Raw genomic sequence first — 24878 nt, 5'->3', positions numbered from 1 at the left:
GTTCATGGGCGCGGCGGGCCGGGCGGGGGCGTTCCTCGCCATGCTCCCAGCGCGCCAGAAGGGCCGACTCCTCCGGCAGAAGGGCGGGCAGCGGCGATTCCAGTCGCACCGGATCGGCGGCCAGCCAGCGCGCCCAGGCGGCGAAGCCGGCCAGCCAGGAGCGCGCGGTGGCCTCCGTGTAGACATCCGGATTCCACAGCAGGGCGAGTTCCAACCCTTCGCCATCGTCATCCGTCACCGGCTCGTGGCTGAAGGCGAGGTCGAGGCCGGCGGCGGGGTGGGCGAGCGCACCGGGCAGGCGGCGCGGGGTCAGGGACAGGCCGCTGGCCGGATCGGCGCTGGTCCGCGGCGGGTTGGCGGTCAATGCCACCGAGAAGAGGTTGGGACGGGCGGGTGGCAGGGCGTCGGGCCGGCGCTGGCGGAATTCACGCTGGATCAGGTTGGTGGGCAGGCCGGCGTGTCCGACCGCTTCGGTCAGCGCGTCCTGGGTTGCGCGGACCTGTCCGTTCAGCGCTGCCGGGGCGCCGGGCAGGACGACCGGCACGAGATTGACGAAATGCCCGACCGCGTCCTCCGCGCCCGCCGGGCGCAGCGAAACGCCGGTGCCCAGGATCAGGTCGGCCCGCCCGCCGTGCCGCCGCGTCTCCGCCGCCAGGATCGCCAGAAGCAGGCCGTGCAGGCCGACTCCCTGCGCCTTCGCGATGGCGGCGAGGGCCGCGGTGGTCGCGGCGTCCAGCCGCTCCGCCAGGGGTGAGGCGGAACGTCCGCCGGGCGTGACGGGGCGGGGCTGGTCGAGCGGAAGCTCCTCGAACGCCTCCGGCGGCAGGGCGTCCAGCTTGGCGTTCCAGAAGGCGCGGTCCCGCTCCGCCCGATTGGAACGGAGATGGCGCGCCTCGTCCCGCGCGGCCAGCGCGATGCCGTGCGGCGCCGGCGGCAGGGGATGGCCCAGCAGCAGGGCCAGGACATCCTCCTGCACGGTGCGGGCGGACTGGCCGTCCACCACGGCGTGATGCAGCACGAACCAGAACAGCGTCTCGTTGCCGGATTCGACGACCATCAGGCCGGCTCGGGCCAGCGGTGCCTCGGTCAGGGCGAAGGGCGTTTCGGCATAGCCGGCGATCAGTTCCCGCGCCTCCTCCGGAACGTGGCAGCGGTCGATGGAAAAGCCGGCGGAGGGCGGCAGGTCGGTGACAGGCACCGTGCGCCAGCGCACCCGCCCGTCGGCGTCGGCGTGGAAGGCGGTGCGCAGGGCGGGGTGACGCGCCAGCAGGGCGGCCCAGGCGGCGCGCCAGCGCTCCACCTCCGGAACCGGGCCGCGCACCGACAGGACGCGCACGACGTGCGACCCGGCGGGGGCGAGGCCCAGCTTGGCGGCGACCCAGAAATCCTCCTGCCCGGCGGTCGCGGGGCCTTCGCTCAGGTCCGGGGGTGCGGTGTCCTCGTCCGTCTGGTCCGCGATCCAGTGGGCCAGCGCCTGCACCGTCTGGGAGGCCAGGATCACCGGCACCGTCACCGGATGGCCGAGCGCATGGAGGCGCTGCCCCACCGCGATGGCGAGCAGGCTGGTGCCGCCGATGGCGAAGAACGGGTCGTCCCGCATCACCGGGCGGGTGTCCAGAACCTCCTCCCAGACCGTGGCGATGGCCCGCTCCAGCTCGCCTTGCGGCGGCGTTCCGCCCGTGCCGCGCGCGGCGGTCAATGCCTCTTCGGCAAGGGCCAGCAGGGCGCGGCGGTCGGTCTTCCCGGCGGAGCTGATCGGCATCCGCGCCACCGCCTTCACCCGTGCCGGCACCATGTAGGCGGGCAGGCTGCGGCCGAGGAAGGCGCGCCAGTCCTCGGCCGCAGCGGCCTGCGGATCGGCGCTCTCGACGATGGCGGCGAGGCGGCCCTGGTGCTGGAGGGCGGCGGCGCGGCTGACCAGCGGGTGGCGCAGCAGCGTCCGCTCGATCTCGCCCAGCGACACCGACTGGCCGGACACCTTCACCATGTCGTCGGCGCGGCCCAGCGTCTCCAGGTCGCCGTTTTCGTTCCAGCGCCCGAGGTCATGCGTGCGATAGGCGCGCCCGAAGCGCGTCTCGACAAAATTCTCCGCCGTGAGGTCGGGCTGGTTCAGGTAGCCGCGCGAAACGCCCCGCCCGACGACGTGGATTTCCCCGACCGCGCCATCGGGAACCTCGTTGCCGTGGCGGTCCAGCAGATGGACGGCGTTGTTGGTGAAGGGGCGCCCGCTGGGCAGCGGGCCGTCGCCGTCCGGATTCACCTTGTGCATGCAGATGGTGCCGCAGACCTCGGTGGCGCCGTGCATGTTCCAATAGTCGAGGTGGCGGGCGTAGTGCCGCGCGTCGTCGGGGTTGGGCCGCTCCCCGGCGGTCAGGATCATGCGCAGCCCCGTCGGCACCGCCCCGCGCAGAAGCCGCAGGTAGGACGGCGTGAACAGCGCGATGGTCACGCCCAGCCGGGCCATATGGTCGAGCAGCCGCGCCGGATCGTCGATCAGCGCCCGCGAGGCCGGGACATAGGCGGCCCCGGAGAGCAACGGCAGGCACAGCTCGCGGAAACCCAGGATGAAGCCGGGGGAGGTGGACAGCAGCACCCGGTCGCCCGGCCCGACGCCCTGCGCCTCGGTGTGGCCGAGCGCGAGATTCACGCAGGCGTCGTGCTGGATCAGCACGCCCTTCGGCTGGCCGGTGGAGCCGGAGGTGAAGAGGATGACCGCCAAGCCATTCGCCGGACCGGTCCGGTCCGGGCGCTCCGCTGACTTGGCAAGGCTCTCGCCGTCCAGGGATTCGGGGCGCAGGACGGCTTGCGGCCGCTCCGCCTTGCCATTGGCGGACAGGGCATCGGCCAGCGCGTCCGGCGGGGACAGCCCGTCCAGCGCGACCAGCAGCCGCATCCCCGCTTGCCGCGCCATGTTCGCCAGCCGTTCCGGCGGCAGGTCGGCGACCATCGGCACATAGACGCCGCCCGCCTTGAGGATGCCGAGGAACGCCTGCGGCAGATCGCCCGACCGCTCCGCCAGGACGCCGACCGGCTCCTCCCTGTCCAGTCCGAACGCCAGCAGCGCATGGGCCAAGGCGTTGGCCGCCGCGTCCAGCCCGGCGTAATCGAGAATGCCGGCCTCCGTCACCACCGCCGGGGCGGTGGGATGCCGTTCCGCAAGCCGTTCGAATCCCTCGTGCAGACGAAGATCGGGCCAGATTCGGAGCGGTCCGAAACTGCCGGACAGATGAATTCGGTCGTTGGGGAGGTGCGGCGTGGTGTCGGGCATCGAAATCCCCACAATTCCTTCGGCGTTGCAATGATCCGACGGGAAAATTCGCGGCGAATTTTTACAAAAACGTCATATGCGTCCCAAAAGGGGATTAGATCGCCGAGAATACGTACTAAAAGACGATTGTCAATCAATGATGCAACCAAAAGAGATTATAACGAAAACGAAAGCTGCATTACGGATATGGAATGACCAAGACATACAAACGTGTGGTTATGTCACGCCGATGGGCGTCGTCCCGGCGCCGCCTGGAATGAAGCGGTTGCGGCCGGGCATCAAAAGTTGCAAAGCCGTTGTGCAAGAACGGAATCCCCCTCGCCCTGTTGATGGAACGAGCGTTCACGTCACCGTTGGAGGGATCGGATGAGCAAGGCGGAGTCCAAGAAGCAGCAGATGGCCGCGGGCGCAGCGCTGGCCGCCAAGCGCGGGGAGCAGCCGGAGTCCGATCTGCGCGGCGCCTCGAAGGAGATGGCGAAGTCGATGAGCGAAAAGGAACTGCGGGAGATGGCATCCGCAAAGCGGAAGGATCTGCCGACCCGCAGTTCAAAGGACGACGCCAAGGAGTGATGCCGGGCTGTTCAGGGGAAACTGGCGGGGAGCCCCCCCGTCAGTTCTGCTCTTGCGGGCGGAAGGTGGCGACGCGATAGGCGTACCAGGCGGCGATGGCGGCGATGACCAGCTTGGCCACCGGGTCCATCCAGCCCGACACCTTGTCGTACTGGCCCTCCAGCAGATAGCCCGCCCCGGCGAGGACCAGCGACCACAACGTCGTTCCGACGGTCGAATAGACGAGGAAGCGGGCCAGCCCCATTCCGGCGATCCCGGCGGGAACGGAGATCAGCGTGCGCACCGCCGGGATCAGACGCCCGATCAGCACCGACGTCCCGCTGTGCCGGCGGAACCAGCCGGTCGCCTCGTCAACCTGCGCGGGCGCCACGGTCAGCCAGCGGCCATGCCGGGCGGCGAGCCGCTTCAGCCGCTCGCTGCCCAGCCACCGCCCGGCGTAGTACCAGAACAGCGCCCCGGCCACCGACCCAGCGCTGCCCGCCAGCACCACCAGTGGCAGGCTGAGATCCCCGCGGGCCGCGACGAATCCGGCCAGCGGCATGATGAGTTCCGATGGGATGGGCGGAAAGACGTTCTCCAGCAGCATCAGAAGCGCGATGCCGGCGTAGCCGCCGCCTTCCACCAGGGTTGTGATCCACTCGAACACGCGGTCCTCCGGTTCCGGTTGCCTGGATAACCCGCCAGCGCCGCCGGAGTTCATCGCCTCTCCCAACGAGGGAGGGGAGGAAGGCATCATGGCCTTTCGTATCGCTTTCACTTTTTTCGTATTGCGGCCCGCTGAACCCTCGGCTACCGTTTGAAACGAAAACAAAAGCGCAGACCGCAAGGGGCGGGCGCACAGCGGAGAGGAGGGATGGATGGCCGGGGTCTACGACCTTGCCATCGTCGGCGGCGGCATCAACGGCTGTGGCATCGCGCGCGATGCCGCGGGGCGCGGCTGCTCCGTCTATCTGTGCGAACAGAAGGATCTGGCGTCGGGCACGTCCTCGGCCTCGACCAAGCTGATCCACGGCGGCCTGCGCTACCTGGAATATTACGAGTTCCGGCTGGTCCGCGAGGCGTTGCGCGAGCGCGAGGTGCTGTGGCGCATGGCGCCGCACATCATCTGGCCGCTGCGCTTCGTCCTGCCCCATCTGCCCGGCCTGCGGCCATCCTGGTTCCTGCGGCTGGGCCTGTTCCTCTACGACCATCTCGGCGGGCGGGAGAAGCTGCCGGGCACGCGCGGGCTCGATCTGCGCAGCGATCCGACTGGGAAGCCGCTGAAACCGGGTTTCGCACGCGCTTTCGAATATTCGGATTGCTGGGTCGACGACGCGCGTCTGGTGGTTCTGAACGCGCAGGACGCCGCCCGCATGGGTGCTGCGATCCGCACCCGCACCCGTTTCCTGAGCGCCGTCCGCGAGGACGGGCTGTGGACGGTGACGGTGGAGGACACGCGCAGCGGCCGGCGCAGCAGCATCCGCGCCCGCGCGCTGGTCAACGCCGCCGGCCCCTGGGTGTCGGAGGTGATGCGGCAGGGGGCGCGCTCCACGGTGGATGCGCGCATCCGTCTGGTCCAGGGCTCGCACATCGTGGTGCCGAAGCTGTTCGACCACGACCGCTGCTACATCTTCCAGAACGCCGACAAGCGCATCGTCTTCGCCATCCCCTACGAGCGCGACTTCACCCTGATCGGCACCACCGACAACGACTACCAGGGCGATCCGGCGGACGTCCGCGCGTCGGAGGCGGAGATCGCCTATCTCTGCACCGCCGCCGGTGAGTATTTCGCCAAGCCGGTGACGCCCGCCGACGTGGTGTGGACCTACTCCGGCGTCCGCCCGCTCTACGACGACGGCGCCTCGACGGCGCAGGCGGCGACCCGCGACTATGTGCTGGCGCTCGACGCGCCGGGCGACGGCAAGGCGGCGCTGCTCAACATCTTCGGCGGCAAGATCACTACCTACCGCCGTCTGGCCGATGCGGCCATCGCCAAGCTGGCGCCCTTCCTGCCGAAGCTCGCACCCGGTGCGTCGGACTGGAGCAGCGCCGGCACCCTGCCGGGCGGCGATTTCCCGGTGGACGGCGTGGCGGCGCTGGTCGCTGAGCTGCGCGGGCGGGCGCCTTTCCTGACGCAGCCGCATCTGGAGCGGCTGGTGCGCACCTACGGCACCCGCGCCCGCCGGATTCTCGACAGCGCCGCGCGGCCGGAGGATCTGGGCCGCGACTTCGGCGGGACCCTGACCGAGGCCGAGGTCCGCTATCTGATGACGGAGGAGTGGGCGGAGACCGCCGAGGACGTGCTGTGGCGCCGGACCAAGCTGGGGCTGCGGCTGGACGCCGCCCAGGCGCAGGCGCTCGACGCCTTCATGACCGAGGAGCGCAGCCGGAGGGAGAGGGCATCCGACGCCGCGGAGTAGCGGGCGTGGAAAACAGGCTGGAAACACGGCGACAAGAACCATCTCAATAAAGAAAAAATGAATATTGGGGAGGAAGGCCGGTGGGCTTGGTTCTGGACAAGGTCAGCAGGCATGTCGGCGGCCACGTTCACCTCGAGAACGTGTCGCTGAGCCTGGAGCGCGGGTCGCTGAACGTTCTGCTGGGGCCGACCCTGTCGGGCAAGACGTCGCTGATGCGGCTGATGGCCGGGCTGGACGTGCCCAGCGCCGGGCGCGTGCTGGTGGATGGGGTGGACGTGACGGGGCGGCACGTCCGCGAACGCTCCGTCGCCATGGTCTACCAGCAGTTCATCAACTACCCCTCCCTGACCGTCTACGAGAACATCGCCTCCCCCCTGAGGGTGGCCCGCCGGCCCAAGGACGAGATCGACCGCAAGGTGCGGGAGGCCGCCCGCCTGCTGAAGCTGGAGCCCTATTTGCAGCGCACGCCGCAGCAGCTCTCCGGCGGCCAGCAGCAGCGCACCGCCATCGCCCGCGCCCTGGTCAAGGAGGCGCAGCTCGTACTGCTCGACGAGCCGTTGGCCAACCTGGACTACAAGCTGCGCGAGGAACTGCGGGAGGAGTTGCCGAAGATCTTCGCCGCGACCGGCGCGGTTTTCGTCTACGCGACGACGGAGCCGGCGGAGGCGCTGCTGCTCCGCGGCAACACGGCGACTTTGTGGGAAGGGCGGCTGGCGCAGTTCGGGCGGACGCCGGACGTCTACCGCCGCCCGGCCAACCTGACCAGCGCGCGGGTCTTCTCCGACCCGCCGCTGAACACCATGCGGGTGCACAAGCGCGGCCCGCAGATCGTTCTGGCGACGGGCGAACACGGGCCGGCGCGCGGCGTGCTGGCGGAGCTGCCGGACGACGACTACACCATCGGCTTCCGCGCCGACCACCTGCATCTGGAGCGGCTCCACGCCGACGCCGTGCCTCTGCGCGGTCTGGTGGCGGTCAGCGAGATCACCGGTTCGGAGAGCTTCGTCCACATCGACCTGCCGCGCACCGATGGCGGGGCGGACCGCTGGGTCGCCGTCACGCGCGGCGTGCTGGAGGTCGAGCCGGGCGAGCGGATCGAGTGCTTCATCGACCCGCGGCGGCTGTTCGTGTTCGGTCATGACGGGCGGCTGGCCGCGGCGCCGCCGCTGGTCATGGCGGCGTGACGGGAGGGCGGACGGCATGGCGCGCATCGACCTTCAATCCCTTGGCCACAGCTACACCCCCAACCCGACAAGCGACGACGACTACGCGCTGAAGCCGATGACCCATGTGTGGGAGCAGGGCGGCGCCTACGCGCTGCTCGGGCCGTCGGGCTGCGGGAAGACCACGCTGCTGAACATCATCTCCGGCCTGCTGACCCCCAGCGAGGGGCGGGTGCTGTTCGACGGCAAGGACGTCCCGGCCCCGCCGACCGAGGCGCGCAACATCGCCCAGGTCTTCCAGTTTCCCGTCGTCTACGACACCATGACGGTCTACGAGAATCTCGCCTTCCCGCTGCGCAACCGCGGCCTGCGCGGGGCGCCGCTCGACGCGCGGGTGCGGGAGATCGCCGGGCTGCTCGACCTGACGGCGGACCTGAACCGGCGCGGGCGGAACCTCACCGCCGACGCCAAGCAGAAGATTTCGCTGGGGCGCGGTCTGGTCCGCCCGGACGTGGCGGCCATCCTGTTCGACGAGCCGTTGACCGTCATCGACCCCCACCTGAAATGGGAGCTGCGGTCGAAGCTGAAGGCGCTGCACCGCGCGCTCGACCTGACGATGATCTACGTGACCCACGACCAGACGGAGGCGCTCACCTTCGCCGACAAGGTGGTGGTGATGCATGACGGGCGCGTCGTCCAGGTGGGCCGTCCGCAGGAGCTGTTCGAGCGGCCCGCCCACGTCTTCGTCGGCCATTTCATCGGCTCGCCGGGCATGAACGTCCTGCCGGCCGAGGTGTCGGGCCGCGCCGCGCGGGTCGGCGGGCACGTCATCGCGCTGCGCCGCGGCTACCCGGCCCTCGATGGCAAGGCAAAGATCGAGATCGGCGTGCGGCCGGAATTCGCCACGCTGGCGCCCGCCGGGGCCGGCGGCGTGCCGGTGCGGGTGCGGCGGCTGGACGATCTGGGGCGCACGCGCATCGCGCGGGTGGAACTGTCGGGCCTGCCGATGGCGGCGACGGTGCCGGAGGATCTGACGCTGGCGGGGGACGAGGCGTCGCTGCTGCTCGACCCCGCCATGGTGCATGTCTACGCGGACGGAACGCTCGTGGAAGGGGAGGCGGCGTGATGGACAAGCCCGTCAACCAGGGGGCATGGCTGCTCGTCCTGCCGGTCCTGCTGATCGTCGCCTTCTCGGCCATCCTGCCGCTGATGACGGTGGTCAACTACTCGGTGCAGGACACCTTCGGGAACAACCAGTTCTTCTGGAACGGCATCGGCTGGTACCAGGAGCTTCTCGACCCCTCCACCGACCTCGGCGGGCGCTTCTTCGACGCGCTGTGGCGCAACCTGCTGTTCTCGCTGCTGATCCTGCTGATCGAGGTGCCGCTGGGCATCGCCGTGGCGCTGAGCATGCCGCGCCACGGCTGGCGGGTGGCGGCGACCCTGGTGGTGCTGGCGCTGCCGCTGCTGATCCCGTGGAACGTCGTCGGCACCATCTGGCAGATCTTCGCCCGTGAGGACATCGGCCTGCTGGGCTGGGCGGTCAACCGGCTGGGCATCCCCTACAACTACACGGCGGACCCGCTGTCGGCCTGGGTGACCATCGTGACGATGGACGTCTGGCACTGGACCTCGCTGGTGGCGCTGCTCTGCTACGCCGGCCTGCGCTCCATCCCCGACGCCTTCTACCAAGCGGCCCGCATCGACGGCGCTTCGCGCTGGGCGGTGTTCCGCAACATCCAATTGCCGAAGATGCACCGGGTTCTGCTGATCGCCGTTCTGCTGCGCTTCATGGACAGCTTCATGATCTACACCGAGCCTTTCGTGGTGACCGGCGGCGGCCCCGGCAACTCCACCACCTTCGTGTCGATCGACCTCGTCAAGCTGGCGCTGGGGCAGTTCGACCTGGGCAAGGCGGCGGCGCTGTCCATCGTCTACAACCTGATCATCCTGGCCGTCTGCTGGGTCTTCTACACGGTCATGACCCGCATGGACGCGCAACGGAATTAGCAAAGGAAACGGGCCATGCTGCGCGCACGGATCGTCCTCACGCTCTACATCCTGTTCCTGATGCTGCCGATCTACTGGCTCGTGAACATGAGCCTGAAGACGAACACCGAGATTGTCAGCGGCCTGACGCTGTGGCCCCACACCCTGACCTTCGAGAACTACCGGCGGATCTTCACCGATTCGTCCTGGTATTCGGGCTATCTGAACTCGCTGCAATATGTGGCGCTGAACACGGTGCTGTCGATCGCGCTGGCCCTGCCGGCGGCCTATGCCTTCTCGCGCTACCGCTTCGTCGGCGACAAGCATCTGTTCTTCTGGCTGCTGTCCAACCGCATGGCCCCGGCGGCGGTCTTCGCGCTGCCCTTCTTCAACCTCTATTCCGCCATCGGTCTGTTCGACACGCCGCTGGCCGTGGCGCTGGCCCACTGCCTTTTCAATGTGCCGCTGGCGGTGTGGATCCTGGAGGGCTTCATGTCCGGGGTACCGCGGGAGATCGACGAGACCGCCTATCTCGACGGCTACAGCTTTCCGCGTTTCTTCGTGAAGATCTTCATGCCGCTGGTGGCCAGCGGGATCGGCGTCACCGCCTTCTTCTGCTTCATGTTCAGCTGGGTCGAGCTGCTGCTGGCGCGCACGCTGACCTCGGTGGACGCCAAGCCCATCGCGGCGACGATGACGCGCACCGTCTCGGCCTCCGGCATGGATTGGGGGCTGCTGGCGGCGGCGGGGGTGCTGACCATCCTGCCCGGCGCGCTGGTGATCTGGTTCGTGCGCAACTACATCGCCAAGGGCTTCGCCCTGGGCCGCGTCTGACGGGAGGGAGGACGCCGCCATGGACACCATCACCGAACATCTCGCCTGGATGGCCTGGACCTGGCAGACCGGCGCCTTCTTCGCCGTCATCGCCGGGCTGCTGACCCTGCTGACCGTCCTGGCGCTCAACCGGCCGGAGGTGGCGCGCCCCGGCGTGCTTGGCATCACCACCACGCGCGGCGACCGGCTGTTCATCACGCTGCTCGGCAGCGCCTTCATCCACCTCGCCTGGCTGGGGCTGGTGGGCGGGGAGGTGCACTACGCGACAGCACTTTCGCTTCTCTACGCCGCGGCGGTCTTCCGCTGGGTGTGACGGCCGGCCTGTGCCGGCCGGAACGGGCCTACAACAAGGAAACGGGAGGAATAAACGATGCGTGCCCTGTATCTCGCCTCCGCATCCGCGGCGGCGCTTCTTCTGTCATCGGCCCCGGCCTTCGCCGACATCGAGGCGGCCAAGCGCTGGATCGACAGCGAGTTCCAGCCTTCGACCCTGTCGAAGGAGGAGCAGCTGAAGGAAATGCAGTGGTTCATCGACGCCGCCAAGCCCTTCGCCGGCATGGAGATCAACGTCGTCTCCGAGACCATCACCACCCATGAGTACGAGGCCCGGACGCTCGCCAAGGCCTTCAGCGAGATCACCGGCATCAAGCTGCGCCACGACCTGATCCAGGAAGGCGACGTGGTGGAAAAAATCCAGACGCAGATGCAGTCCGGCAAGAACATCTACGACGCCTGGATCAACGACAGCGACCTGATCGGCACCCATTTCCGCTACAAGCAGGTGGTTCCCCTCACCGACTGGATGGAGGGGGAGGGCAAGGACGTCACCCTGCCGACGCTGGACGTGAACGACTTCATCGGCAAGTCCTTCACCACGGCGCCGGACGGCAAGCTCTACCAGCTTCCCGACCAGCAGTTCGCCAACCTTTACTGGTTCCGTTACGACTGGTTCACCAACCCGGACATCAAGGCGAAGTTCAAGGCCAAGTACGGCTATGATCTGGGCGTCCCGGTCAACTGGTCGGCCTATGAGGACATCGCCGAGTTCTTCACCAACGACGTGAAGGAGATTGACGGCGTCAAGGTCTACGGCCACATGGACTACGGCAAAAAGGACCCGTCGCTGGGCTGGCGCTTCACCGACGCGTGGCTGTCGATGGCCGGCAACGGCGACAAGGGCCTGCCCAACGGCAAGCCGGTCGACGAGTGGGGCATCCGCATGGAGGGCTGCAGCCCGGTCGGCTCCTCCATCGAGCGGGGCGGCGACACCAACGGCCCGGCCGCGGTCTACTCGGTCACCAAGTACGTGGAGTGGCTGAAGAAATACGCGCCGCCGCAGGCCGCCGGCATGACCTTCTCCGAATCCGGCCCGGTGCCGGCCCAGGGCAACGTCGCGCAGCAGATGTTCTGGTACACCGCCTTCACCGCCGACATGGTGAAGGACGGTTTGCCGGTGGTGAACGCCGACGGCACGCCGAAATGGCGCATGGCCCCGTCGCCAAAGGGCGCCTACTGGAAGGACGGCATGAAGCTGGGCTATCAGGACGCCGGGTCCTGGACTCTGCTGAAATCCACCCCGGTGGACCGTCGCAAGGCGGCGTGGCTCTACGCCCAGTTCACCATGGCGAAGTCGGTCAGCCTGAAGAAGAGCCATGTCGGCCTGACCTTCATCCGGGAAAGCGACATCTGGGACAAGAGCTTCACCGAGCGCGCGCCGAAGCTGGGCGGGCTGGTCGAGTTCTACCGCTCCCCGGCGCGCGTGCAGTGGACGCCGACCGGCGTGAACGTGCCGGATTACCCGAAGCTGGCGCAGCTCTGGTGGCAGAACATCGGCGACGCCTCTTCCGGCGCCAAGACGCCGCAGGCGGCCATGGACGCGCTGGCCGCGGCCCAGGACTCGGTGATGGAGCGTCTGGAGCGGTCGGGCGTGCAGGGCGAATGCGGGCCGAAGCTGAACAAGAAGGAGTCGGCGGAGTTCTGGTTCGCCAAGGCCGAGAAGGACGGCACCACCGCGCCGCAGCGCAAGCTGTCCAACGAGAAGCCCAAGGGCGAGACGGTGGACTACGACCAGCTCATCAAGTCCTGGCCGGCCTCGCCGCCGAAGAAGGCCGCGATGGCGCAGTGATGCGATGACTTGAATCCCTCTCCCGTCCCGGGAGAGGGTGGCCCGAAGGGCCGGGTGAGGGTCGTTCGAGGATCAAGGTGCTGATCCTTGCCAGTACCCTCACCCTCCCACGCTGACGCGTGGGTCCCTCCCTCTCCCGGGACGGGAGAGGGGAAAGAAGAAAGACCATAGGAAAGATCATGTCTGAAGCCGGCCACGTCCTCGCCATCGATCAGGGCACCACCTCCACCCGCGCCATCGTCTTCGACCGGCGGGGCGTTCCCGCCGGGGTGGCCCGGCGCGAATTCGCGCAGCATTATCCGGCCGACGGATGGGTGGAGCACGATCCGGAGGACATCTGGCGCGACACCGTGGCGGTGATGCGGGGCGCCGTGGACGAGGCCGGGCTGACGGCGTCGGACATCGCCGCCATCGGCATCACCAACCAGCGCGAAACCACCGTTGTCTGGGACCGCCGCACGGGTGAGCCGGTGCACCGCGCCATCGTCTGGCAGGACCGCCGCACGTCCGACCTCTGCCGCAAGCTGGTGGAGGAGGGCTGCGGGCCGCTGGTGCGGCGCAAGACCGGCCTGCTGATCGATTCCTACTTTTCCGCCACCAAGATCGCCTGGATTCTCGATCATGTCCCCGGCGCGCGGGAGCGGGCGGAGCGGGGCGAGCTGTGCTTCGGCACCATCGACAGCTTCCTGCTGCACCGGCTGACCGGCGGACGCGTGCACGCCACCGACGCGACCAACGCCTCGCGCAGCATGGTCTTCGACATCCACCGCCAGGAGTGGGACGACGAGCTTCTCGCCCTGTTCCGCATTCCCCGCGCCATGATGCCGGAGGTGCTGGACAGCAGCGCCGAGTTCGGCGCGACGGAGCCGGACCTGCTGGGCCGCGCCATCCCGATCACCGGCATCGCCGGCGACCAGCAGGCGGCGACCTTCGGGCAGGCCTGCTTCGAGCCGGGCATGGTGAAGTCCACCTACGGCACCGGCTGCTTTGCGCTGCTGAACACCGGGGACGCGCCGGTGGAGTCGCGCTCCAACATGCTGACCACGGTGGCCTACCGGCTGGACGGGCGGACGACCTACGCGCTGGAGGGCTCCATCTTCATCGCCGGGGCGGCGATCAAGTGGCTGCGCGACGGGCTGGGGATCATCACCCACGCCTCCCAGACCGACGACATGGCGACCCGCGTTCCGGACAGCCACGGCGTCTATCTGGTGCCGGCCTTCGTGGGCCTGGGCGCTCCCCATTGGGACCCCGAGGCCCGCGCCGCCATCTTCGGCCTGACGCTGGACGCCGGCCCGGCCCACATCGCCCGCGCCGCGCTGGAGGCGGTGGCCTTCCAGACGCGCGACCTGCGCGACGCCATGGTCTCCGACTGGTCAGCCTCGCACATGGCGACCTCCGATGCGCTGCGGGTGGACGGCGGCATGGCGGCGAACGACTGGCTGTGCCAGTTCCTGGCCGACGTGCTGGACCTGCCGGTGGAACGTCCGGCGGTGATCGAGACGACCGCGCTGGGCGCCGCTGGGCTGGCCGGGCTGAAGGCGGGGGTCTACCGTGATCAGGCGGCGCTGGCCGGCGCCTGGCGCTGCGACCGCCGGTTCGAGCCGCGGATGGACGCGGCCAAGCGCGTCCGCCTGTACGACGGCTGGCTGGACGCCGTGCGCCGCGTGCGCCGCGAACGCTGAGGGACGGGAACCATGACTCTGTTGGGCGAGGACCTGCGCGGCAAGCGCGTGCTGGTGACCGGCAGCAGCCGGGGCATCGGGGCGGCGGTGGGCACCGCCTTCGCCAGCCTGGGCGCGCGGGTGGCGCTCCACGGTTCTGGTGGCAACGATGCCGCGGCCCGGCTGGCGCTCGCCCTCACCGCGGGGGGGACGGAGGTCTACGCCGTCACCGGGGACTTCCGCGACCCGCGCGCCGTTGAGTCGGCGGTGGACGCGGCGGTGCAGGCGCTGGGCGGGCTGGACATCCTCGTCAACAACGCCGGCACCATGGTCGGGCGGGTGCCGCTGGAGCGGATCGGTGACGAGTTCCTGGACGAGGTGATCGACCTCAACCTGCGCTCCGTCGTCGTGGCCTGCCGGCGCGCCCTGCCGGCCCTGCGCGCCTCCGGGGGCGGGGCCATCGTCAACACCGTCTCCATCTCCGCCCGCACCGGCGGCAGTCCCGGTTCCTCGATCTACAGCGCGTCTAAGGCCTTCGTCTCGACCTTCACCCGCTCCCTGGCGGCGGAGCTGGCGCCGGACCGCATCCGCGTCAACGCCGTCTCGCCCGGCACCATCGACACCGACTTCCACCAGCGCTACTCCTCGCCGGAGAAGCTGGCGGCGACGGCGGCGCGCATCCCGCTGGGCCGGCTGGGCACGGCGGAGGACTGCGTCGGCGCCTATCTGTTCCTGGCGTCCGAGGCGCTCAGCGGCTACATCACCGGGCAGGTGATCGAGGTGAACGGCGGCCAGCTCATGGCGTGAGCGGGGCGGGCGTGGGCGGCCCCGGCTCGGCAAGCCGGTCCAGGACGAAACGCAGCCGCTCCGCCACCGGCGCCTTCGGCAGTTCGACCAGTTCGTAACCCTGCCCGCCGTAGGTCGCGACCATGGCGTCGTGAGTCGCCGCGGCTTCGGCCAGGGTCTGCCGCCGCTCGGCGTCCGGTGCGAAAATCTCCGGCCAGGGCGGCGCTATGAAGACGGTCCGGTGATAGCGGAAGCGGCGGGCGGCCCGCTCCAGATGGGTCGGCACTGGGCGCTTCATCAGGCGCAGATAGCCGATGACGTCCGGAATGCCGCGGTCGAAGAAGACCGTCCCCGCCTCCTGCCGCGCGAGGCGGAGGGAGCGCAGTTCCCAACACAGCATCAGCTCCGCGAAGGCCGGCGGGTCGATCCAGGGCAGCGCCGGCCCGCCGGTGGGCCGCTGGTCCTGGATGATCGCGCGGCCCGCTTCCACGCTGTGGGCATAACCTTCGCGGGCCAGCGCGTCGATCAGGGTGCTTTTCCCGGAGCCGGGGCCACCCGTGACGACGACGAAGCGGTGCGCGTCTTCGTTCATGGGACGTCATCCTGTGTTGTTGGTACAGTCGCCGTGGAAAGGACGAATCATGCCGCCCAAACGCCTCCTCGTCGTCGCCCACTGCCCGTCGCCCAACACGCGGGCGTTGCTGGACGCCGTGCTGCGCGGAGCGCGGTCGCCGGAGGTGCAGGGGGTGGAGGTGGTGGCGAAACCGCCGCTGGAGGCCGGGCCGGAGGATGTGCTGGAGTCGCAGGGCGTGATCCTCGGGACGACCGAGAATCTGGGCTATATGAGCGGGGCGCTCAAGGATTTCTTCGACCGCAGCTACTATCCCTGCCTGGAGCGCACGCAGGGGATGCCCTACGCGCTGTTCGTCCGGGCGGGCCATGACGGGACGGGGACCTGCCGCGCCATCGCCTCCATCGCGACGGGGCTGCGCTGGCGTCCGGTTCAGGAACCGCTGGTCTGTCGCGGCCCCTACCGCGACGATTTCGCCGCCTCCTGCGAGGAGTTGGGGCTGCTGATGGCCGCCGGTCTTGAGGCGGGGATTTTCTGATGGCCTATGCCCGGCGGAGTGGCATCTATCGGGAGTGCTATTGACGACACCCCCCATTTATACAGTCTCCTACGTGCAACGAAACAGCGTCACGCCCGATGACGCGTGCATAAGGAGGGGCCGATGGAGAGCAGCAAGGGCCGGCCGGTCTGGCGCGGCGAGGTCAAACAGGTCGGGACCATCACGGTCACCGACGACACGACCGGGAATACCGTCAAGCTGCCGCTGCTGGAAGGCGAAACCGGCCCGCGCGCCATCGACGTGCGCAAGCTCTATGCCGAAACCGGCTACTTCACGTTCGACCCCGGCTTCACCTCCACGGCGAGCTGCGAGTCGGCGATCACCTTCATCGACGGTGACGAAGGCGTCCTCCTGCACCGCGGCTACGCCATCCAGGATCTGGCGGAGAATTGCGACTATCTGGAGGTCTGCCACCTGCTGCTGCGCGGCGAGTTGCCGAATCCGCAGCAGAAGGAGGATTTCGAGCGCACCATCACCTACCACACCATGGTGCACGAGCAGTTGAGCCGCTTCTACAGCGGCTTCCGCCGCGACGCCCATCCAATGGCGGTGATGTGCGGCGTGACCGGCGCGCTGTCGGCCTTCTACCACGACTCGACCGACATCCTGGACCCGCGCCAGCGGATGATCGCCGCGCACCGGCTGATCGCCAAGATGCCGACCATGGCCGCCATGGCTTACAAATACTCGGTCGGCCAGCCCTTCATGTATCCGCGCAACGACCTCAGCTACGCGGAGAACTTCCTCTACATGACCTTCGGGACGCCCTGCGAGACCTGGAAGGTCGATCCGGTCCTGGCCCGCGCCATGGACAAGATCTTCATCCTGCACGCCGACCACGAGCAGAACGCCTCGACCTCCACGGTGCGGCTGGCCGGCTCGTCGCACGCCAACCCCTTCGCCTGCATCGCCTCGGGCATCGCGGCGCTGTGGGGTCCGGCCCACGGCGGCGCCAACGAGGCCGTGCTGCTGATGCTTGAGGAGATCGGCTCGGTCGAGCGAATCCCCGAATTCATCAAGCGCGCCAAGGACAAGAACGATCCCTTCCGCCTGATGGGCTTCGGTCATCGGGTCTACAAGAACTACGACCCGCGCGCCAAGATCATGCGCCAGACCTGTTACGAGGTCCTGGACGTGATGGGCATCAAGAACGAGCCGCACCTCGCCATCGCCATGGAACTGGAGAAGATCGCGCTGGAGGATCCCTACTTCGTCGAGAAGAAGCTGTATCCGAACGTCGACTTCTACTCCGGCATCATTCTCAAGGCGATGGGCTTCCCGACCAGCATGTTCACCGTGCTGTTCGCGCTGGCCCGCACCGTCGGCTGGATTTCCCAGTGGCAGGAGATGATCGAGGATCCGCAGCAGAAGATCGGACGCCCCCGTCAGCTCTACACCGGCAATCCGGGCCGCGCCTTCGTTCCGCTGAACAAGCGCGGCTGACGGAACGCCAGCCCTTTACGCCACGGCGATGCGGTAGCTCAGCTCCCGCATCGCTCCGGGTTCGAGATGCAGCAGCCCCGGCTTGTCCGCGAACTCCCCGTCGAAGTCCGCCGGGGAGGCGTGGCCGTGCCAGGGCTCGATGCACAGGAAGGGCGCTCCGGTCGGCTTCGACCAGATGCCCAACTCGCGAAAGCCTTCCCATGAGACGGTGATGGCCGGGGTGCCGGGGGCGCCGTAGCGGACGGCGTGGCTGGCTGGCCGGTCGAGGATCACCGCGTCCCGCGTGAACAGCCGCTCGTTCAGCGGCAGGCGGCGGCCCTCGACGGGGGTCGGCTCCGGCTGCGGCGCCAGCAGGCCGCCATCGACGCGGCGGATCGGCGCGGGTTCGTCGGTTTCGAACAGCAGTTCGTGCGCTTCCTTCGGAATGCCCTCCTGCAACGGCCAGAGAAAGGCCGGGTGCACCCCGAGCGAGGCGGGCAGTGCCTCCGCGCCCGGGTTGGTGATGCGGTGCCGGATGGTCAGCCCTTCCGCGTCCAGCTCGAAGATCAGCTCCAAACGGAAGGCGAAGGGATACAGCGCGCGGGTCTGCGCGTCGTCGGACAGCGACAGGCGGCAGAGGGTGGCGGTGCGCTCCTCCCAGGCGAAGCGGCGGTCACGGGCGAAGCCGTGCTGCGTCATGCGGTAGGTCTGTCCCCGGTGGCGCAGCGTATCGTCCTTCAGCCGTCCGACGATGGGGAACAGCACGGGTGCGTGGCGCGGCCACTCCGGACCGGCCTGCCAGAGCAGTTCCCGCCCGTCGAGGGTCAGGGAGCACAACTCCGCCCCGTCGGCCTTGATCGCGGCGCCGAGGCGTCCGTTGCTGAGCGTGTGCCGGTCCATGAGACGATGTCCTTTGTGGCGTTCAGTGGGGCGGATAGACGGCGGTGATGCCTTCGATGATCGTCTGGGCGGCCAGCGCCGCCAGGACGATGCCCAGCACGCGGCTGACCGTGTGGATCACCGTGCGGCCGAGCAGCTTGTTCACCAGGTCGGCGACGACCAGCAGCGCCATGACGCTGCCCACGGCGACCGCGGCGGCGCCCAGCACCATGCCCTGGCCGCCCAGCGTCGCGCCGTAGCGGTCCATCAGCAGCAGCGTCGAGGTGATGGCGCCCGGCCCGGCGATCAGCGGGATCGCCAGCGGGAAGACGGCGAGGTCGTGGGCCTCCTCCTCCGTCCGGGCGTCGTCGGCGGTGCGCTCCTTGCGCTCGGCCCGGCGCTGGAACAGCATCTCGAAGGCGATCCAGAACAGCAGTGCGCCGCCGGCGATGCGGAAGGCCGGCATGCCGATCGACAGGGCGTTCAGCACCAGCTCGCCCAGATAGGCGAAGAAGACGATGATGGCGAAGCTGATCAGCGGGCCGCGCAGGGCGATGGTGCGCTTGCGCCGGCTGTCGAAGCCACGGGTCAGGCCGAGATAGATCGGAACCAGCCCGATCGGATCGACCACGACGAGAAACACCACGAGCGCGCTGATGAAATCTTCCACGGACGGAACCCCGGAGTGCATGACCCTGTTGGCGGATGTTCTGTTACCAAAGCCACCGCGGGCGGCCAAGGGGAGCCGCGTCGCAAAACGGTGATTGCGGGGTGCAATCCATGCTGGCGCGCGGCGTGGCGGCGGTTATAATCGTTTCACAATTCAAATTTTCCCTCCTCCTGGAGCGCAGGCGTTGAGCAAGACCGTAATCGTCGTGGATGACAGCAAGCTGTCCCGCATGCATGTCCGCGGCATAATACTTCGGAACAAGCCGGATTGGACGGTCATCGAGGCGGCGAACAGCGCTGAGCTTTATGGAAAGCTCGACGAAAGTGATATCCATATCGCCATAATCGACTTCAACATGCCGGGAGACAACGGCCTGGAGGCCGCCGCCCGCCTGCTGCAGGCGAAGCCGGACATCCGCGTCGCCATCATCACGGCCAACGCCCAGGATTCGGTGGTGTCCGGCATCCGCGCGCTGGGCGCCGCCTTCATGCCCAAGCCGCTGGAGGAGGAGCAGATGGCCCGCTTCCTGGCTGCCGCCAGCCTGCCGCGCCGTCCGTCACCCGCCGATGGCGCCGGTGGAGGCGCCGGTTGACCGGAACGGTCCGGCCGGTGCGCGCCGATGGACCCGATCCCCATGAGGCTTGAGCTGGACGATCTGGAACGCGACGCGCTGACGGAGCTGGGAAACATCGGCGTCGGCCGGGCGTCCACGGCGCTCAGCCGGATGATCGGCGGGCCGGTGGAGCTCTCCGTGCCGATGGTCAGCCTCGTCCCCGGCGACCGGGTGTCCGGCCTGCTTCGGTCGGCGATGCCGGGCGCGCTGATCGCGGTGACGGAGTGCCTGTCCGGCACCTTTCTCGGTTCGGCCATCCTGCTGTTGCCGGAGCGGAGCGGCCTCCCGCTGGCCACCGCCGCCCTGCCGCCCGGCGTGCCCAAGGAGGACGCGGCGGAACTGGAGGAGGAGGCGCTGGCCGAGGTCGGCAACATCGTGCTGAACAGCTGCCTGTCCTCCATGGGGAATCTGCTGGGCGTCGCGATCGGGACCACCCTGCCGCAGGTCTTGCGCGGCGAGGGGGACGACCTTCTGGAACGCTGCGGCGTCGGCCTGACGGCGGAGGCGCAGGCGATCCTGTTCCACGTCACCTTCCGGACGCCGCCTCATGATGTCGAGGGCACCGTCGTTCTGGCGCTCGACGCCGGGTCCGCGGCGGAGCTGAAGGCAGCCATCGGGCGCTACATCGGCCGGGTGCTGGCCTGAGGGCGGGCGCCGCACGCAATCAACAAGAGCCACCGACAGAGAAGCACGGTCTCAAAGGGGCAAGGGGTTTGGATCATGGCATTGGTCAAGAAGAAGCGGATCGACACGGCAAGCGCCTCCCGCGGTGCGGACCTCGGCGAGGACGCGATTCCACTTGCCGATGAGGCCGCGCTGTCCAGCCAGCCCGACAACGCCCTGTCGACCCGCCGCGCGGCGGAGGTGCGGCGGCGCGCCCGCGCCGGGAACCGGCGGCGCAAGGCGGCGGAGGGCATCGCCGCCGCGTCGAACGAGCTTGCCAGCGGCGTGACCCAGGCCGCCGCCGCCGCGGAGGAATTGCGCAAGGCGATGGAGCAGGTGGCCGCCGGCGCGGAGGAGGCGGCCAGCGCCACCCAGCAGTCGCAACGGATGATCGACCGCAGCGCCAGCCTGATCGGGCGGGCGCGCAGCAACGCCGAATCCTCGCTGTCGCGGATCGAGGCGCTGCAGGCGCTGATGAAGGACGTCAGCGGCCAGATTCTCAGCTCCGTCGATGGGCTGGTCCGCGCCGCCACGCGGCAGGAGGCCGCGGTTGGGCTGGTCCGCGACCTGGAGCGGCAGGCGGCGGAGATCGGCACCATCGTCGCGGGGGTGGCGGTCATGGCCGACCAGACCAACCTCCTGGCCCTGAACGCCGCCATCGAGGCCGCCCGTGCCGGCGACGCCGGGCGTGGCTTCGCCGTGGTGGCCGACGAGGTGCAGGCACTGGCCGAACGTTCCGAACGCTCCGCCAACGAGATCAACCGCATGGTCGCCCAAATCCAGGAGGCGGTCAGCGCCATCGCGGAAAGCATCGTGGCCGGCGCCGACGCCTCCACGGCCGAGGTGGAGCGGGGCCGCCAGATCGCCAGCCAGCTCGACCGGGTGCGCGACGGCATGGGCGACATCGCCCGCGGTGCGCAGGAGACCATCAAGGCCGCGCTGGAAGCCGATTCCGCCGGACGGGAGGCGCAGCGCGGCGCCGAAAGCGTCGCCTCCGCCGCGGAGGAGCAGGCGGCGGCCAGCGAGGAGGCGTTGAAGACCGTCGGGGAGCAGGCCAAGGCGCTGGCCCAGAGCGAACAGGCCGCCGGCCAGCTGTCCGATCTGGCCGACGAGTTGACCGGCACCACCGACGTCCACCGCGCCGCCGCCGATCTGGCGTCGGCCGCCGAACAGCTCTCCGCCGCCATCGAGGAGATCAACCGCGCCGCCGCCCAGATCATGGCGGCGATCACCCAGATTTCCCGTGGCGCCCAAGCCCAGGGGGCGGCGACCCACCAGTCCAGCAGCGCCATCGCCGAGATCGAGGCCAGCGCCAAGCTCGGCCACAGCCGCGCCGAGGAGGCGCTTCAGCGTTGCGTCGGGCTGGAGGCGTTGCTGTCCGAGACGCAGGACATGGTGGGCGCCCTGACCGCCGGGGTGGGCGAGGCCGTGGCCGCCAGCCGCCGTACCGTGGAGCGCATCGGCGCCATGGAGCAGATCGGGCGGCGCATCGACAAGGTGGTCGACGCCATCTCCATCATCGCCATCCAAACCGGCATGCTGGCGGTCAGCGGCTCCATCGAGGCGGCGCGGGCCGGGGAGTTCGGGCGGGGCTTCACCGTCGTCAGCAACGACATCCGCAACCTCGCCCGCGACAGCTCGGAGAATGTCGAGCGGGTGAAGGACATCGTCCACGCCATCCAGGACCAGATCGGGCGCGTCCGCCGCGACATCGAGGACATCGGGAGCGAGACGGCGCGCCAGTCCCTGCGCCATCAGGAGTTCGCCGGCAGCCTTGCCGCCGCCATCGCCGACCTGCGCACCGTGACCTCCGGCAGCCGCGAGATCGTCGAGAACGCCGGTGAGGTGCAGCGCGCCGTGGCGGAGGCGCAGAAGGGCGTCGAGCAGGTCGCCACCGCGGCCAACCAGGCCAACCGCTCCGCCAACGAAGCGGCCAAGGCCGCGCGGGAGCAGGCCAAGGGCGCCGAGGAACTGGCCGCCGCCATCGAGGAGATCGCCGCCATGGCCGACGAACTGCAAGGGGCCGGCTGACCGGCCGGCGGGGAGACGACCCATGGCCGCGATCATCCGACGCGACGGCGTGCGTTCCTTCGTTCTTTTCACCGTCGGTGGCATGGGGTTGGCCCTGCCGCTGGACGGTGTTCTGGAGATCCTGCGCCCGCCGGTGCTGGTGCCCATCCCGCTGGGGCCGCCCAGCCTGGAAGGGCTGGCCCGGCGGCACGGCGCCGTGCTGCCGGTCATCGGGCTGCGCCGCGTCCTGGAACTTGCCGGGGCCGAGGAAGGTGAAGCGGATGACGGGGAGACGACGGCCGCGCGGCTGCTGATCGTCCGCCACAACGGCCAGCCGGTCGGTCTGCTGGTGGATCGCGTGTCAGGCCTGTCCGCTGTGGACGAGGACCGCATCGCCGACGCTGGAGCCGTGCCCGATCCTTCCATAGACGCGGATCTTCTGGCCGGCGCGATCCTGGCCAGGGACGGGCGGGACGGTGCCTTGATTCTCGACCCCGCCCCGTTGATCGAACGCCAGTTCAGCGACTTTGGGCGGAGTCCGGCGGGGATCGCGGATTTCGGCGCTTCCCCTCAGCCGAAAACCGCCGCAGAACCGCGTCTCGATGAGGAACAACTCGTCGTCCTCACCGTTGCGGAGCAGGACTTTTCGTTGCCGGTGGCGGCGGTGCGGGAAGTGGTTCCGGTCCCGGAGACGGTGACCCGCGTTCCCCGCGCCCGCGCCCATCTCTTGGGCATGATGACGCTGCGCGACGCGCTGCTTCCCCTGATCGGGCTGCGGGAGCTTTTCGGGCTCGACGCCGAGGTCGATTCCACGGCGGATCGGGGGCGTGGAAAGGTGGCGGTCCTGCGCACGGCGGAGGGGCTGGTCGGCGTGGTGGTGGAGGATGTGCGTGAGATCCTGCGCGTTCCCCGCGAGCGCATCGATGCGGTGCCGCCGCTGATGGCGCGGGAGGCCGAGTTCGAGGACATGGACGGCATCGCGCGGCTGGACGGCGGTGCGCGGCTGATCCCGGTCCTGTCGGCGGAACGGCTGTTCCGTCATGGCGTGGGAGATGGCGCCGGGATGGGCGGCGACGCCCGTATGCGTGAAGGAGAGGCGGCTGTGGTGACGGAGGCGGAGCGGGCGGAGGCCTTCGTGGTGTTCCGGCTGGCCGGGGCGGAATACGGCCTGCCGGTCGCGGCGGTGCAGGAGGTGCTGCGCCGTCCCGACGCCGTGACCCCGTTGCCCAACGCGCCGGAATTCGTCAGTGGCGTGACGACCCTGCGCGGCGCCGTCCTGCCGCTGGTCGCGCTGCGCCGTCTGCTGCGTCTGCCGGAGGGGCGCGGAAGTGCCGCTGAACGGGGCCGCGTGGTGGTGATCGCCGCGGGGACGGCGCGCGCCGGTCTGCTGGTCGACGCCATGGCCGGGATCGTCCGCATTCCGGGCGACGCCATCGCGCCGGCCCCCGTCGTGTCGCAGGCCCAGCATCGGCTGATCCGCCGCATCGGCGCGCTGGAGAGTGCGGGGGAGCGGCGGATGATCCTGCTGATGGACCCGGCGGAATTGCTGGATATGGACCAGCTCGCCGATCTGCTGGCCACCGTCTGATCGGAAGGCGGCCCCGTCATGGTGAAGGTCCTGGTCGTCGACGATTCGGCGCTGATGCGGCGGCGCATCGGCGACATCCTCTCGTCCGCCGGTTTCGAGGTGGAGACCGCCGCCGACGGTGCGGAGGCGTTGAAACGGCTGCCCGGATTCGATCCGGATGTGGTGACGCTGGACGTCACGATGCCCGGCATGGATGGCCTCGCCTGCCTGAAGCGCATCATGGTCGAGCATCCGAAGCCGGTGGTGATGGTGTCCGCCCTGACCGCCGAGGGGGCCGAGGTGACGCTGGAGGCTCTGCGGTTGGGGGCGGTGGAGGCGGTGCGCAAGCCGATGGGAGTCGGCGCCATTGCCGGCATCGCCGAAGAGTTGGTCGACACCGTGCGCGCCGCGGCCGGGTCCCGCCCGCGGCGGGTGCTGGGGCTGCGCGAACGGCTGCGCCGGGCGCGCGAGCGCATCGCCGGGGCGGATTTCCTGGCCGATGCTCCGCTTGCCGAACCGCAGACGGTGGCCGACAGCGACGGCGATCCGGGCGAAGGGCTGGTGCTGATCGGCGTTTCCACCGGCGGGCCGCGCACGCTGGAGGACATCCTGCCGCTTCTGCCGGGGGATTTCCCCTGGCCGGTGGTGGTGGTCCAGCACATGCCCGCCAGCTTCACCGGACCGCTGGCCCGCCGCCTCGACACCATTTCCGCGGTGACGGTGGTGGAGGCCGCGACCGCCACCGCGCTCCAGCCGGGGCTGGTTTGCATCGCGCGTGGCGGCGCCGATCTTCAGATCGTCCGCCGCGGTGGACGGCTCACCGTCCAGCCTGTTCCGATGGATGAGCGGCGAAGCTGGCATCCCAACGTGGACCGGCTGGTCGAGAGCGCTCTGCGCGCCGTGGCACCGTCGCGGCTGATCGGCGTTCTCCTGACGGGGATGGGATCGGACGGCGCGATCTCGATGACGGAACTGCGCGGCCAAGGTGGGCGGACCATTGCGGAGTCGGAGACCAGCGCCGTCGTGTTCGGCATGCCGCAGGAACTGATCCGCCGCGGCGGTGCCACGATGGTGCTGCCGTCCGACCGGGTGGCCCAACAGGTGACCCGGTGGGTGATGGAATGAA

At 69.3% G+C, this 24878-nt stretch carries 22 protein-coding genes; 17 read left to right on the top strand and 5 right to left on the bottom strand.

The window, feature by feature from the left end; translation table 11 throughout:
• Positions 1-3268 (bottom strand): non-ribosomal peptide synthetase (locus GBZ26_RS01400; protein ID WP_174437265.1); only part of this gene is annotated, 3268 nt, incomplete at its 3' end.
• 366 nt (positions 3269-3634) lie between these two features.
• On the opposite strand from GBZ26_RS01400, the gene GBZ26_RS01395 reads away from it, so the two are divergent.
• Positions 3635-3838 carry a DUF3008 family protein gene (locus GBZ26_RS01395; protein WP_174437264.1) on the top strand — a complete coding sequence of 68 codons (204 nt, stop codon included), beginning with the start codon at positions 3635-3637 and terminating at the stop codon, positions 3836-3838.
• 40 nt (positions 3839-3878) lie between these two features.
• On the opposite strand, the gene GBZ26_RS01390 is transcribed toward GBZ26_RS01395, so the two are convergent.
• The gene (locus GBZ26_RS01390; RefSeq protein WP_174437263.1) at positions 3879-4484 is read right to left on the bottom strand and encodes a VTT domain-containing protein; all 606 of its coding nucleotides are present in this window, start codon (positions 4482-4484) and stop codon (positions 3879-3881) included.
• Between the two features lie 211 nt (positions 4485-4695).
• Here GBZ26_RS01390 and glpD point away from each other — a divergent pair, with 211 nt between their 5' ends.
• The 9 genes from glpD to GBZ26_RS01345 all read left to right on the top strand — a co-directional run bounded on the left by glpD (position 4696) and on the right by GBZ26_RS01345 (position 14819).
• Positions 4696-6237, top strand: coding sequence for a glycerol-3-phosphate dehydrogenase (gene glpD, locus GBZ26_RS01385; protein WP_174437262.1), 1542 nt, complete (start codon positions 4696-4698; stop codon positions 6235-6237).
• An 80-nt stretch (positions 6238-6317) separates the two neighbouring features.
• Positions 6318-7421: an ATP-binding cassette domain-containing protein gene (locus GBZ26_RS01380; protein ID WP_174437261.1), complete on the top strand. Its 1104-nt coding sequence runs from the start codon at positions 6318-6320 to the stop codon at positions 7419-7421.
• Between the two features lie 16 nt (positions 7422-7437).
• A complete protein-coding gene (locus GBZ26_RS01375; RefSeq protein WP_174437260.1) occupies positions 7438-8526 on the top strand; it encodes an ABC transporter ATP-binding protein in 1089 nt (362 codons plus the stop codon).
• Positions 8526-9410, top strand: coding sequence for a carbohydrate ABC transporter permease (locus GBZ26_RS01370; RefSeq protein ID WP_059399526.1), 885 nt, complete (start codon positions 8526-8528; stop codon positions 9408-9410). The genes GBZ26_RS01375 and GBZ26_RS01370 overlap by 1 nt, the downstream gene beginning before the upstream one ends.
• Positions 9411-9425: 15 nt before the next feature.
• Positions 9426-10223: a carbohydrate ABC transporter permease gene (locus tag GBZ26_RS01365; protein ID WP_014242527.1), complete on the top strand. Its 798-nt coding sequence runs from the start codon at positions 9426-9428 to the stop codon at positions 10221-10223.
• Positions 10224-10242: 19 nt separating this feature from the next.
• Positions 10243-10536, top strand: coding sequence for a DUF2160 domain-containing protein (locus GBZ26_RS01360; protein ID WP_035680779.1), 294 nt, complete (start codon positions 10243-10245; stop codon positions 10534-10536).
• A 57-nt stretch (positions 10537-10593) separates the two neighbouring features.
• Positions 10594-12348: an ABC transporter substrate-binding protein gene (locus tag GBZ26_RS01355; protein WP_174437259.1), complete on the top strand. Its 1755-nt coding sequence runs from the start codon at positions 10594-10596 to the stop codon at positions 12346-12348.
• 179 nt (positions 12349-12527) lie between these two features.
• A complete protein-coding gene (gene glpK, locus GBZ26_RS01350; RefSeq protein ID WP_174437258.1) occupies positions 12528-14033 on the top strand; it encodes a glycerol kinase GlpK in 1506 nt (501 codons plus the stop codon).
• A gap of 12 nt (positions 14034-14045) precedes the next feature.
• Positions 14046-14819 (top strand): SDR family NAD(P)-dependent oxidoreductase, encoded by a 774-nt coding sequence (locus tag GBZ26_RS01345; protein ID WP_174437257.1) that lies wholly within the window; start codon positions 14046-14048, stop codon positions 14817-14819.
• On the opposite strand, the gene GBZ26_RS01340 is transcribed toward GBZ26_RS01345, so the two are convergent.
• Positions 14809-15390, bottom strand: coding sequence for an AAA family ATPase (locus tag GBZ26_RS01340; RefSeq protein ID WP_174437256.1), 582 nt, complete (start codon positions 15388-15390; stop codon positions 14809-14811). The genes GBZ26_RS01345 and GBZ26_RS01340 overlap by 11 nt on opposite strands.
• Before the next feature lie 49 nt (positions 15391-15439).
• Here GBZ26_RS01340 and GBZ26_RS01335 point away from each other — a divergent pair, with 49 nt between their 5' ends.
• Both GBZ26_RS01335 and gltA read left to right on the top strand, forming a co-directional pair.
• Positions 15440-15907, top strand: coding sequence for a flavodoxin family protein (locus tag GBZ26_RS01335; RefSeq protein ID WP_174437255.1), 468 nt, complete (start codon positions 15440-15442; stop codon positions 15905-15907).
• A 123-nt stretch (positions 15908-16030) separates the two neighbouring features.
• A complete protein-coding gene (gene gltA, locus GBZ26_RS01330) occupies positions 16031-17371 on the top strand; it encodes a citrate synthase (RefSeq protein ID WP_174437254.1) in 1341 nt (446 codons plus the stop codon).
• A 15-nt stretch (positions 17372-17386) separates the two neighbouring features.
• Here gltA and GBZ26_RS01325 read toward each other — a convergent pair whose 3' ends face one another.
• Both GBZ26_RS01325 and GBZ26_RS01320 read right to left on the bottom strand, forming a co-directional pair.
• Positions 17387-18250 (bottom strand): aldose 1-epimerase family protein, encoded by an 864-nt coding sequence (locus GBZ26_RS01325; protein ID WP_174437253.1) that lies wholly within the window; start codon positions 18248-18250, stop codon positions 17387-17389.
• Positions 18251-18272: 22 nt separating this feature from the next.
• The gene (locus GBZ26_RS01320; RefSeq protein ID WP_247889784.1) at positions 18273-18899 is read right to left on the bottom strand and encodes a MarC family protein; all 627 of its coding nucleotides are present in this window, start codon (positions 18897-18899) and stop codon (positions 18273-18275) included.
• Between the two features lie 184 nt (positions 18900-19083).
• Here GBZ26_RS01320 and GBZ26_RS01315 point away from each other — a divergent pair, with 184 nt between their 5' ends.
• From GBZ26_RS01315 to cheB, 5 genes are all read left to right on the top strand, one after another.
• Positions 19084-19491 carry a response regulator transcription factor gene (locus GBZ26_RS01315; RefSeq protein WP_174437251.1) on the top strand — a complete coding sequence of 136 codons (408 nt, stop codon included), beginning with the start codon at positions 19084-19086 and terminating at the stop codon, positions 19489-19491.
• A 42-nt stretch (positions 19492-19533) separates the two neighbouring features.
• Positions 19534-20157: a chemotaxis protein CheC gene (locus GBZ26_RS01310; RefSeq protein ID WP_246654064.1), complete on the top strand. Its 624-nt coding sequence runs from the start codon at positions 19534-19536 to the stop codon at positions 20155-20157.
• Between the two features lie 75 nt (positions 20158-20232).
• Positions 20233-22206 carry a methyl-accepting chemotaxis protein gene (locus tag GBZ26_RS01305; RefSeq protein WP_174437249.1) on the top strand — a complete coding sequence of 658 codons (1974 nt, stop codon included), beginning with the start codon at positions 20233-20235 and terminating at the stop codon, positions 22204-22206.
• 22 nt (positions 22207-22228) lie between these two features.
• Positions 22229-23773, top strand: a complete 1545-nt coding sequence (locus tag GBZ26_RS01300) for a chemotaxis protein CheW (protein WP_174437248.1) — start codon at positions 22229-22231, stop codon at positions 23771-23773.
• Between the two features lie 18 nt (positions 23774-23791).
• Positions 23792-24877 (top strand): chemotaxis-specific protein-glutamate methyltransferase CheB, encoded by a 1086-nt coding sequence (cheB, locus tag GBZ26_RS01295; protein ID WP_174437247.1) that lies wholly within the window; start codon positions 23792-23794, stop codon positions 24875-24877.
• Position 24878 lies beyond the last annotated feature (1 nt).

It is taken from the genome of Azospirillum formosense, from assembly GCF_013340925.1.
Classification (GTDB): Bacteria; Pseudomonadota; Alphaproteobacteria; order Azospirillales; family Azospirillaceae; genus Azospirillum; species Azospirillum formosense.
The sequence above is the reverse complement of the archived record's forward strand: the minus strand, read 5'-3'. Positions and strand labels throughout refer to the sequence as shown.